Here is an 11,060-nt window from a genome sequence, read left to right as displayed (position 1 = left end):
GACAAAGACTACGAAGTGATCGCTCTCCAATACAAGGCGCAGAGCCCTCTCCCGTTCCCTTTCCAGCATCACGCAAAAGGGGCACTGCTTCTTCTCTTGGTAGAAAGCAATAGCCCCCTCAATTTCTTCGAGAACTGCTCGAGGAACAACAGGTGTAGCAATGAACTGCGAGTGAGCATGGCGCATCGAAGCTCCTGCCTCAATCCCCTGGTTCTTGAAAATGAGACCGTACCGTAAGTCCTTCTCTCCCTCAAAGGCGCGCAATCGTTCTCTGTACGCTGCAAGAACCCGGGTAATTTGTTCCTCCGGGAGTTCAGAGAAATCCAGCGCATGATAGGGTGTCTCCACGATAACCTCGTGCACACCAAAACCGCTTGTAACCTGATAGAGTCCATCCCTCATGCTCCACAGAGGGACGTCCTTTCGAAGTGCCGGGTACTTATTGGGAAACACCCGTACGAACCATCCCGGATGGTTCGGAAGGGTTCCATCACGGCGAATACTGAAGACCTCTTCCGGGGTCCAGGCCTCCATACCCTCACAGAAAGGACATCCCGATGCTCCTTCCTCAAACTCGTAGGGTCGATTGATTCGTTCTGGGGCAATGATAGTCCACCGCCCCGTCAGAAAATCCCTCCGCCACTCAGACATCGCTGCAAGTCTCAGGGAATCCAATCCTCCTCCCCCGTCAAGCTTTCAAGGAAAAGGACAAGGAGCCGCACTGCATTCTCCACGTCTTCGGTGTCGATGACTTCTGAGGGTGTATGCATATAGCGGTTTGGGATTCCGATGAGGCCTGTCACCACTCCCTCTCGAGTGACTTGAATGGCGTTGGCATCCGTTCCCGTAGCCCGAGATTCCGCTTGAATTTGGTGTGGAATTCCATGCGCTTTAGCGATTTCAACAAGCCGCTGAAAGACCTTAGGGTTAATATTGGGGCCACGGGCAATCACTGGTCCCTTCCCCAGGGCAATATCGCCAACTTTTCTTTTGTCCACATCGGGACAATCGGAGGCAAAAGTTACGTCAACGGCAATACCCACATGAGGTGCAATGCCAAAGGCACTCGTTCTTGCTCCCCGAAGTCCTAACTCTTCTTGAACCGTGCTCACTCCGTACACGGCACAGCGGAGCTTGTCCCTATTCACCCGCCGCAAGGTTTCCGCTACGACGAAGACGCCAACTTTGTCGTCGAATCCTTTTCCAGCGACCCGTGTCCCAGAAAGGGGCTGGAAACCGACGTCAAAGGTGATCGGATCACCAACACTCACAAGCTGCAGAGCTTCTTCTTTTGTCCTTACTCCGATATCGATCCACTGCTCCTCAATTTTCACAACTTTCTGCCGGTCCTTTTCCTCCATGAGATGAATCGGCTTTTTCCCAACCACCCCAGGCAGAGGACCGAACCTCGTGTGAATGAGAACCCGGGTTCCTGCCGTAATGTGAGGGTCAACACCGCCAACTGCTGCGAAGTGGATATACCCCTGATCGTTCACATACTCGACCATAAGGCCTACTTCGTCGCAGTGGCCAGCAAGCATGACTCTCGGGGTCTTATCAGGATGAATAACTCCGAAAGCGTTGCCATGGACATCTTTATAGGACTTGTCCACCTTCCCCTGGATACGTTCAAGGAATACCCGCTGCACCTCTTCCTCGAATCCGGATGGGCTGGGGGTTGAAATGAGCTTCCGCAAAAAATCCATGCTATCCGAGTCCATGGACACTCCCCCTCTCAAGCGATACTCTCTCAGGGCTTTTTTCCAAAGGCTAAACTCAACACTTCATCAACAGTTTCCACGAAATGGAAACGCATCTCCTTTTTCACTTCAGCCGGAATCTCTTCAAGGTCCTTCCCGTTTTCTTTCGGAAGGATAACCTCGCTGATACCTGCTCGATGGGCAGCAAGGACCTTCTCCTTAATTCCCCCCACAGGAAGGACCCGCCCAGTAAGGGTAACCTCTCCGGTCATCGCTATCTCTTGACGAGGTGGAGTTTTCGTCAAAGCCGAAACCATGGATACAGCCATTGTAACACCTGCAGAGGGACCGTCCTTGGGAATTGCCCCAGCAGGAACATGGATATGAATGTCGTTCTTCTCGTAGAAATCCTCAGGGATACCCCACTCCCGGGAACGTTCCCGAACGCAAGAGAGCACAATGCGCGCTGATTCCTGCATGATTTTCCCCATATTCCCTGTAAGGATGAGGTTGCCCTTCCCAGGAAGGGCAACGGTCTCCACAAAAAGCACTTCTCCACCGACTTCTGTCCATGCAAGACCAGTGGCTACGCCAACTTTCCCCCCAAGAAGAAGCGCATCTTTTGAGTACCGTTGGGGTCCCAGGAACTCCCGAAGAAGGTCAAGATCAATCACGAAAGGCCCTTTCTCGCCTGAAGCCAATCGCTTTGCTACTTTTCTACAAACCGAAGCAATGCTCCGCTCGAGTTGCCTGACTCCTGCTTCCCGAGTGTACTCTCGAATAATGGTCAAAATGGTTTCATCGGGAATGCAGAGGAGTTCTTCAGCAATGCCGTTCTCTTTGCACTGTCTGGGAATAAGGTACTTTCGGGCAATAGCGAGCTTGTCCTGATCTGTGTACCCCGAAAGGAAAATCACCTCCATGCGATCCAAAAGCGCAGGAGGAATAGTGTCCACGACATTAGCCGTGGTAATGAAAAGGACTCGGGAGAGGTTAAAAGGCACACCAAGGTAATGGTCCACAAAAGCCTCATTCTGCTCAGGGTCAAGAACCTCAAGGAGGGCTGAAGCAGGATCCCCCCGGAAATCCGCACCGATTTTGTCGATTTCATCGAGCATGAAAACAGGGTTATTCGTCCCAGCCCTCCGGAGCCCCTGGATGATTCTACCCGGCATTGCCCCAACGTATGTTCTGCGATGCCCCCGAATTTCTGCTTCGTCACGTACTCCCCCAAGGGAAATCCGTACAAACTTCCGTCCCAGCGCCCGAGCAATGGATTTTCCAAGAGACGTTTTTCCAACTCCAGGAGGACCAACAAAGCAAAGGATTGGCCCCCTCAGGTCTCTCTTCAGCTGGCATACCGCAAGGTACTCAAGAATACGTTCTTTAACCTTTTCAAGATTGTGATGGTCTTCGTCAAGAATCCTGCGGGCAAGGTCGACATCAAGGACGTCTTCCGTGCTCTTGTTCCAAGGAAGCTCAAGAATCCAGTCGATGTAGTTTCGGATAACAGGATATTCTGGAGAGGTGGTAGGAATGTGAGATAATCTCTCGAGCTCTTTCTCCACTTCCTCTTCAACTTCTGGTGTAAGTCCAAGCGTTTTGAGCCTTTCCCGGAGCTTAGCAATCTCACTTCCCCGCTCATCGAGCTCTCCGAGTTCCCGCTGAATCGCTTTGAGCTGCTCCCGCAAGAAGTACTCCCGTTGCGTCTTTGCCATCTCCCGTTGAATCTGCGCCTGAATTTTGCTCCCAATTTGAAGAATCTCAAGCTCTCTCGTCAGGTAGTAGGTGACTTTCTTGAGCTTCTCGACGAGATCAAAGGATGCAAGAACGTCCTGTTTCCCAGCCACATCGAGGTTGAGATTGAAAGCGACAAAATGTGCAAGACGTGCGGGTTCCTTAATATTCATTGCGGTCACAAACGCCTCTTTTGGAAGGTACGGCGCAAGTTCAACAACTTTTTGGAAGAGGCCCAAGATGTTCCGCTTCAGAGCTTCTACTTCGTCGGTATGAACCTCCTCAAGATGAATGATTGCAATTCTGGCCACAGGGTACGGATCCCACCGGACCCATTCCTTAACCACAAACGCAGCCAGCCCGAAAACGAGAATCTGGACCGCCTCCTCCGGAAGGCGGAGCATCCGAGAAATCCTTCCCACAACCCCAACCTCGTAAAAGTCCTCTGGAGCAAGGGAACCTTCTTCTGGTTTCCTCCGGAGAGCCACAACACCGACGATTTTATCTCTGAGTACCGCCTCGTGCACCAAACGGACCCATGTTTCCCCCTGAACAACCCAGGGAAGGGCAATTTCCGGAAAGAGAACGTTATCCTCAAGGGGAAGGATGGGAACTTCTTCGGGAAGTTCCCGATCCCGCTTCTTGTGAAGGGGCAAAGTCTGCTCGACCAATCCGTTCGATCGTTCGCTTTCTTCAAAGAGCACAGGCCATTCTTCCTGCAACACCTTCACGCCCCCTCATCAATCGGAACTCGCCGCTCCCAAGTGCTCTTTTTAGGGCACTCGACGATGAGAAATCCACTCCGGTACGTCGCCCGCACCGCCGCATCATCTATGTCATCTTCAAACTCAATTTCCCGGTAGAAGGGACCAAAGTGAATCTCCATAAGGTAGTAATCCTTTTTGGGGGGAGAAGGGATTTCCTTTCGCTCTCCCCGAATCATGAGCTTTTTTCCCTGGACAAATACTTCCACTTCCCTTGGATTCACTCCTGCCAGCTCCACAACCACAAAGAAGGAGGAATCGGTTTCAAAAACGTCGCAGGCAGGGACCCAGGGTTCCTCAGAAAGGGGAGAGAAACTCGGCCTCTTGCCGGATAGATGCTCCACAAACCTCTGCACTTCCCGCTGTATGGAAAAGAACTCTTCCCAAAGAGAATCAAACTGAGCCATAGTGCTCCCCTCTAAAAGACAACAAGGACGCGTTGCAAGGCGTACTGCGCACCCACCTCGTCGGGGACGAATTCAACCCGTATGGCATTTTCCCCCAACTCGAGGAAGGGTGCAAGAGAAACAATGTGCACTCTAAGGGGATTTCCTTTACCCTTTTCCACTTTCCCAGCAAAACTCAGCTGCCCGTTCACGTAAAGTCGGAGAGCGCCAGGGGCATCAGCCGCTCCCCACACACAGAGCGCTCCAGCTTGAAGTGGCTGAGAGAGGACAAAACTTGCTTCTAAATACTCTCCCTCCCCAAGGAGAAGGGCAAATACCGGATTCTCAAAAAATCCCTTTTCCACCCTTCCCTGGTACACAAGGTTTTCAAAGTTCGTCTTAACCTTACCACTGCTCCAATCAAGGAAGTAGAAACCCTCGCCAAAATACACCCCCATTCCACTCACAGTTCCCCTTGCGTACCCCTCCGAGGGAAGAAACCTCGCCGTCCCTCCAAAGGAAACCCGGATTTCCACACTCTCTCGGGCTTCCGTCCAGGGGGCGAAAAAGCGGTTCTCAGCCCTCCCCGAGGAATCCGTCGTAGTGTTAACATGCTCGAAGGTCCCAACACTTGCCGTCCAATGCACCACTTTCCCTCCGATAGGGTTTCCCTGAGCGTCCTGCAGGAGGGCCTCGAGTTCCATCGCCTCTCCCGCGCCGACCCGGAAAACTGCCGGCGAAACCTCAAGAACCGTCATTCGCTTCTCAGCTCGCACAAGGAAACGGATTTCCTGAGAGGAAGCTCCATACACCATGTCTCCCTCAAAAGACGCTCGAACGGTGACCTCTTTCTCTTCTGCAAGGGATGGTGCTACGTACCAAACCTCAGAAAATCCGGAAGTGTTCGTGAAGGTTTGGTACCTTTCGAGTTTCCCCTCACTGACTTCCCATTGAATACGACGATTGGCAAGGCCGTTACCAGCCTCATCCCCAAGAAAAACCCGAAGTTTTACCCTTGCTCCTGGAGCCACTTCCTGTACAACCCGATCAAACTGCAGGAAGGAAGGAGCAAGCACACGTTCTTCCGTAATCTGGATTGCACAGTGCTGCACATGGACCTCGTCCCCAAGAAGCGCTCGAATCCTCGTTGGCCGCTTCATCGCCTCTACCAGAATTCGATCCGGAATAGCCCTCGGAGTCAATACTACGAGAAAACGTTCCACGCCCTCAGGCCCCACTACCGTGCCAGAAATCCTCTTTTGTGAACCTGCTACGAAGAATTCGTTGTTTTTCAGGATTTGTGCCTCCCCCTGGGGAGTGTAATCGAAAACACTCACGTACCCATCCCTCTCGCTTGAAAGGGTGAGAACGATCCTCTCTCCCGGCCGGTAAACCCCAAAGTTCCCCCGGTCGGGAAGTACATCCAAAAAGGGCGAGGTCTCGAGTTTCGGAATCTCTTCAAGCTCTTCCGGCGCAATTTCGAAAGTAAAGGGTTGCCCCGAGGCCATGCTTCCGCCCAGAAATCCAAGGCACAGAAGGACGAGAAGGACAAGACTTCGCACTTTGTCAGCCCCCCAAGCTCTCTCTCTCAACACTCTCCCCACTTGGAATACTCTCCTTGGGGAAATCACCGTAGTCGAGATCCGGACCTATGCGGCAGTTCCTGCCTATGAGAATTCCCGGAGGAATTCTCGTGTTTTTTCCAACCACCGTGAGACCACTTCGGAGCATATCGGGAAACTTTCGATTCGGCGTCCAATCTTCCCCGTACCCTACAACTGCCCTTTCTCCCACAACAATGGCCTTATCGAGAATAGCTCGATCCACAAAGGCTCCCTCTTCAATGACCGTGTCACTCATGACCACTGAGTCCCGCACCACCGCGCCTTTCTTGACTATGACTCCGCTGAAGAGCACAGAATTGATGACTGTCCCCTCCACGATAGTCCCGCTTCCCAGGATACTCCGCTCCACCAGCGCATTGGCACCAAGCTTAAGAGGTGGACGATCCTCAACGGTCGTGTATATCGGCCAACGTTCGTCATAGAGATTAAGCGGTGGAGGGCTCTCAAGAAGTTCCATGTTGGCCTGCCAGTACGCATCAAGCGTCCCAACATCTTTCCAGTACCCCTCAAAAGGAAAGGCAAAAACACGCCTGGTTCGAACCATCCGAGGAATAACGTCCTTCCCAAAGTCGAAAGAAGTACCCGGCCTTTTTGCTTCGTACTCGACTTCTTCTTTGAGCACCTCCAAGGTGAAAACGTAAATGCCCATGTTGACGAGATTACTCTTTGGATGCTTTGGCTTCTCTTCGAACTCGACAATCCTTCCTTCCTCGTCAGCAACGAGAACCCCAAAACGGTGTGCTTCCTCCCAGGGAACGGCAATAACAGAGACGGTAAGGTCTGCTTTTCTCTCCAAGTGGAAGCGGAGGAGAGGCCTGTAATCCATTTTGTAAATGTGATCCCCCGAAAGAATAAGGACAAGCTGTGGCCTCTTTTCCCAGAGAAAGTCAAGATTCTGGTAGATGGCGTCTGCAGTTCCCCGATACCAATCGGTAGCTGCATCACTGATGTAAGGCTGGAGGAGGAAAATACCCCCCTCCATGCGGTCCAGGTTCCAAGGTTTCCCAATACGAATGTGATCGTGGAGAGAGCGGGGGTTGTACTGCGTGAGAACGCCCACGCAGTAAATCCCCGAATGGACGCAGTTGCTGAGGCAGAAATCAATGATTCGGTACTTTCCCCCGAAGGGAACAGCGGGCTTTGCCCTCTTCGCTGAGAGGATATCAAGTCGCCGCCCTTCTCCTCCTGCAAGGATCATGGCTACAACGTCTCTCTTGTACATCCCGTCACCTTCCAGGTTACCCCATAAGGTGCTTCGCCTGTTCGAGAAGATTCAGGAAATGATTCACAAAGATTCCCTTTTGGGGCGAGGGATGATCGTCTCCAAGCCACCAGAACCAATCACTTCCCTCAGCGGCAAGGAGGAGTTCGTAAACCCTTTCCCTTACTTCCGGAGAGAGCCTTTCTCTCTTTTCTTCGAACTCCTTCCTTACCTCAAAAAGGCGTTCCCAAGCCCAGTTCTTTTCCGGATGGCCCATCCAGCACGCAAAATTCCCAAAGATCCAAGAACCGGGCACAAGACGCTCAAGACGGGGCACATCTTGGATACTCCTCAGGTACTCCGAAGGTGTTACTGTAGCCACCTCCTTGCACTCAGAAAGGGCCTCATAAAGACCGCTGAGAAACGGAAGCCCGTTATCTTTATAATACTCCCAGGCGTTCTCTCCATCAAGAATGACGTTGACTATGTAGTCTTTCCCTTCGGGGAGAGCCCTCCGGATATCCCCAACTTTTCGCATGAAATCCTCTACCGCCTGAGAGGGAGGCATCGCATGGTACTCGAATCCAATGGCATCGGAGAGCACGCGATCCCGGAAGAAAATCACAATTTCTCGGCCGTTCCGCTTCATCTTATGTGGTAGGTAGAGTTCTTCTGGGGCTTTTCCGCCCCCTTCGCGTCCCCTTCCGAGGGAGTGAAAGAGTACCTCTTCACCTGTGGCCACCCACCTGACCCCTTCACGGGCAGCACCAAGGAGGACTTCTTCGCTTACCGACCCTTCCGACGGCCACATCCCTTGAACTTCCCTACCCCAGACCCTTTCCGCATACTCTTTTCCCCGGCGAATTTGCACAAGGGCATCCTGGGGAAAAGGAAACCACGAGGGAGAAAGATCCCGTGCCGCCTGAGCATCCCCAAGGAGAGGAAGGATAGGGTGGTATAAGGGGGAGAAGGTGATCTCGATTTGTCCGTTCTCAAGAAGTTTCCGGTACTGAGGAATGATGCTTCTTAGAACCCGCATAGTGGCATTGAACACCACTTTTTTGTCTTCTTCGGTGTAACTTCGTCCCTTCTCGTGGAGGTACTTTACTTCCTCATCGGTCTGAAGGAGGAGGGGATCGAACCATATGAGTTGGTAGAGAATCTGGAGATCGAGGAAATCCTGAGAATTGAGGGAAGAAAGAGCCTCTGATCTTCGTTCCCAGAGCTCCTGGTACCTTGGCCAGGACTCAAAAGTTCGGGGCGAAGCAACGAGGAAAAAGAGCTCGACGATTTCCTTCTTCTCCCCCTCTGTGAGCGCTTCGGCTTCTTTTTCCGCAAGCTGCATGACTCGGTCCTTTCCCCCCTCAAGGTACAGCTCTATCTGTCGCAAGAGAGAGGGAACAAAGTTGAAGGTTACCCGAACCGAGGGGAAACGCTCAAGGAGTTTCCCCATGAAGAGATAGTCCTTCGTCGCATGGGTCCGAACCCAGGGGAGAACAAACTCTCTCTTTTCTGCGTCCCAGTACCACGGCTGATGCATGTGCCAGAGAATGTGCACGTAGAAAGCCATTGAGCCCACCTCTTTCTTCAGTCAAGGCGGATAATCTCTCCTCGAATTACCTTTCCTGAGGCAATCTCCAAACGCCCAAGGGTGAGACAGGGAGCGAAAATCCTGTCCGTAGGGCTTCCAGGATTCAAAAGGAGGAAGTTCTTCTGCCATACAAGGAGAGGGCGATGAGAATGCCCATAGACGATTACCTGAACATTCTCCTGCGAAAACGACGTGAGAGCCATTCGCTCTGCTTCCTCAGGTGAACCGTGCCCATGGATAAGACCAATGCGCACACCCTCAAGCTCCACAACACGTCTTGCAGGAAGGCGGGAGTGCACGCCTGGGGTGTCCATGTTGCCACAGACTGCGTACACCGGGGCAAATTGGGAGAGTTCTTCAAGAACCCACCACTCGACGACATCCCCTGCGTGGAGGATGCAGTCGACACCTCTGAGGAAAGGGGTGAGATAGTCAGGGACGGCTTTCAATCGCTCCGGGATGTGGGTATCTGAAAGCACGGCAACAACCATAACCTTACCCTACCTTTTGCGCAAGGAAACGCTCGGCCGCCTTCACGGTATTTGCCATGAGCATGGCCACGGTCATCGGACCCACACCCCCAGGAACCGGGGTGATGTAGGAGGCCTTCGGAGCAACACTTGCAAAGTCCACATCACCGACAATCTTTTCTCCGACTCTATTGATTCCCACATCGATCACCACTACCCCTTCCTTCACCATGTCTCCGGTAACCGCTCCGGGTGACCCACAGGCTACCACAAGAATATCGGCCCTTCTTGTGTGTTCGGGAAGATTCACGGTTCTTGTATGACACAAGGTGACCGTAGCATTGGCTCCTTTCGCCTTTTGAACGAGTAACATCGCCAGAGGTTTCCCCACGATGGTGCTCCGCCCAACGATAACTACGTGTTTCCCCTCGACCTCGATGCCATACCGCACAAGGAGCTCTTGAACCCCCCAGGGGGTGCAGGGGAGAAAGACAGGGTCCCCAATCAGGAGCCTGCCGAGATTGTAGGGATGGAAACCATCGACGTCTTTCTGTGGGTCAATGCGGTAGAGAACCTCTTGCTCCTCAATTTGTGGTGGGAGAGGAAGCTGTACAAGGATGCCGTGGACCTCGGGATTTCCATTGAGAGAGTCAATGAGGTCCAGAATTTCCTTGATTTCTGCCGTTTCAGGGAGATGGTATCGGAATGAGCGGATTCCCAATCTCTCACAGGCTTTTTCCTTGTTTCGGACGTAAACCTGGCTTGCTGGATTGTTCCCCACAAGGATAACCGCGAGGCCAGGTTGGCACCCTGAAGCGACCAAACGCAAAACTCGAGGCTTGAGCTCTTCGTAGACCTTTGCCGCTACCTGCTTCCCGTCAATAAGCTGAAAGGGCATCGGTTTTTTCCCTCCTTTGGGCAGCGTTTTTCAGAAACCCCTCAAGATTCTCCCACGAGGCGTTCACGATTCTCTCCTCTGGGAAACCAATCTCTTCCAACATCCGCAGAGCTTCCCCAAACTCGCCGACTTCCTCACAGAAATGGGCATCACTTGAGACTATAATCATTCCTCCACAGGACTTCACAAGTTGCGCAATGAGGCGACAGTTCTCTTCACTTCCCTTCCTACTCACAAGGAAAGAGCTGTTGTTCACCTCGATAACTTTTCCAAGCTTCACCGCAGTGTCGACAACCTCTTCGTACTCAAGAGGATACCTGGGGTTACCTGGATGCGCCACAATGTCCACGAAAGGATGCTCAAGAGCCCTCACCAAGGCCTGGGTGTTGACCTCCTTTGATCCTCCTTGGAAAACTTGGGGGTGAAAGGAAACAATGGTGAAATCAAGACGACGGAGAATGCGGTCTGGGAGGTCGAGGCGACCTTCGGCATCAATTATATCAACTTCGGCTCCAAAATAAAGGCGAATCCCGTTAAATTCTTGCGGAAAATGTCCTCGGGCTTCAAAGTAAAGTGCCGAAGGACCTCCAGGCATACTTGGGGTATGGTCGGCAATGCCAAGTGCGCTGAGTCCGGTCCGCCGCGCGGGGGGGGGGGTCTCTGGGGCGGTGCGGGGGGGGGGGGGGGG

At 52.6% G+C, this 11,060-nt stretch carries 10 protein-coding genes; all 10 read right to left on the bottom strand.

The genetic code is table 11. The features are described from left to right. A partial coding sequence (locus H5U36_05965) for a galactose-1-phosphate uridylyltransferase (GenBank protein MBC7217686.1) occupies positions 1-651 on the bottom strand: 651 nt, incomplete at its 3' end. A gap of 11 nt (positions 652-662) precedes the next feature. After that, complete coding sequence (locus H5U36_05960) at positions 663-1,721, bottom strand: M42 family metallopeptidase (GenBank protein ID MBC7217685.1); 1,059 nt, start codon at positions 1,719-1,721, stop codon at positions 663-665. A gap of 29 nt (positions 1,722-1,750) precedes the next feature. Continuing rightward, the gene (gene lon, locus H5U36_05955; protein ID MBC7217684.1) at positions 1,751-4,108 is read right to left on the bottom strand and encodes an endopeptidase La; all 2,358 of its coding nucleotides are present in this window, start codon (positions 4,106-4,108) and stop codon (positions 1,751-1,753) included. A gap of 56 nt (positions 4,109-4,164) precedes the next feature. Then, positions 4,165-4,608 carry an Hsp20/alpha crystallin family protein gene (locus H5U36_05950; GenBank protein ID MBC7217683.1) on the bottom strand — a complete coding sequence of 148 codons (444 nt, stop codon included), beginning with the start codon at positions 4,606-4,608 and terminating at the stop codon, positions 4,165-4,167. Positions 4,609-4,619: 11 nt separating this feature from the next. Next, entirely contained in the window at positions 4,620-6,095 is a 1,476-nt protein-coding gene (locus tag H5U36_05945) for an Ig-like domain-containing protein (GenBank protein MBC7217682.1), read from the bottom strand. Between the two features lie 58 nt (positions 6,096-6,153). After that, positions 6,154-7,434 carry a glucose-1-phosphate adenylyltransferase gene (locus tag H5U36_05940; GenBank protein ID MBC7217681.1) on the bottom strand — a complete coding sequence of 427 codons (1,281 nt, stop codon included), beginning with the start codon at positions 7,432-7,434 and terminating at the stop codon, positions 6,154-6,156. 16 nt (positions 7,435-7,450) lie between these two features. Next, a complete protein-coding gene (locus H5U36_05935; GenBank protein ID MBC7217680.1) occupies positions 7,451-8,983 on the bottom strand; it encodes a hypothetical protein in 1,533 nt (510 codons plus the stop codon). A 17-nt stretch (positions 8,984-9,000) separates the two neighbouring features. Further along, complete coding sequence (locus H5U36_05930) at positions 9,001-9,495, bottom strand: metallophosphoesterase (GenBank protein MBC7217679.1); 495 nt, start codon at positions 9,493-9,495, stop codon at positions 9,001-9,003. Between the two features lie 4 nt (positions 9,496-9,499). Continuing rightward, the gene (folD, locus tag H5U36_05925) at positions 9,500-10,372 is read right to left on the bottom strand and encodes a bifunctional methylenetetrahydrofolate dehydrogenase/methenyltetrahydrofolate cyclohydrolase FolD (protein ID MBC7217678.1); all 873 of its coding nucleotides are present in this window, start codon (positions 10,370-10,372) and stop codon (positions 9,500-9,502) included. Continuing rightward, positions 10,353-11,060 (bottom strand): phosphatase (locus tag H5U36_05920; protein MBC7217677.1); only part of this gene is annotated, 708 nt, incomplete at its 5' end. The genes H5U36_05920 and folD, both read right to left, overlap by 20 nt.

The sequence above is a fragment of the Candidatus Caldatribacterium sp. genome (assembly GCA_014359405.1).
In the GTDB taxonomy this organism is placed as follows: Bacteria; Atribacterota; Atribacteria; order Atribacterales; family Caldatribacteriaceae; genus Caldatribacterium; species Caldatribacterium oleiphilum.
The sequence above is the reverse complement of the archived record's forward strand: the minus strand, read 5'-3'. Positions and strand labels throughout refer to the sequence as shown.

Bases quoted from the DNA above. Each gene is read 5' to 3' on its own strand.
- H5U36_05930 (MBC7217679.1), bottom strand. From the start codon at position 9,495: ATGGTTGTTGCCGTGCTTTCAGATACCCACATCCCGGAGCGATTGAAA.
- H5U36_05935 (MBC7217680.1), bottom strand. From the start codon at position 8,983: ATGGCTTTCTACGTGCACATTCTCTGGCACATGCATCAGCCGTGGTAC.
- H5U36_05950 (MBC7217683.1), bottom strand. From the start codon at position 4,608: ATGGCTCAGTTTGATTCTCTTTGGGAAGAGTTCTTTTCCATACAGCGG.
- H5U36_05960 (MBC7217685.1), bottom strand. From the start codon at position 1,721: ATGGACTCGGATAGCATGGATTTTTTGCGGAAGCTCATTTCAACCCCC.
- H5U36_05940 (MBC7217681.1), bottom strand. From the start codon at position 7,434: ATGTACAAGAGAGACGTTGTAGCCATGATCCTTGCAGGAGGAGAAGGG.
- H5U36_05945 (MBC7217682.1), bottom strand. From the start codon at position 6,095: ATGGCCTCGGGGCAACCCTTTACTTTCGAAATTGCGCCGGAAGAGCTT.
- folD (MBC7217678.1), bottom strand. From the start codon at position 10,372: ATGCCCTTTCAGCTTATTGACGGGAAGCAGGTAGCGGCAAAGGTCTAC.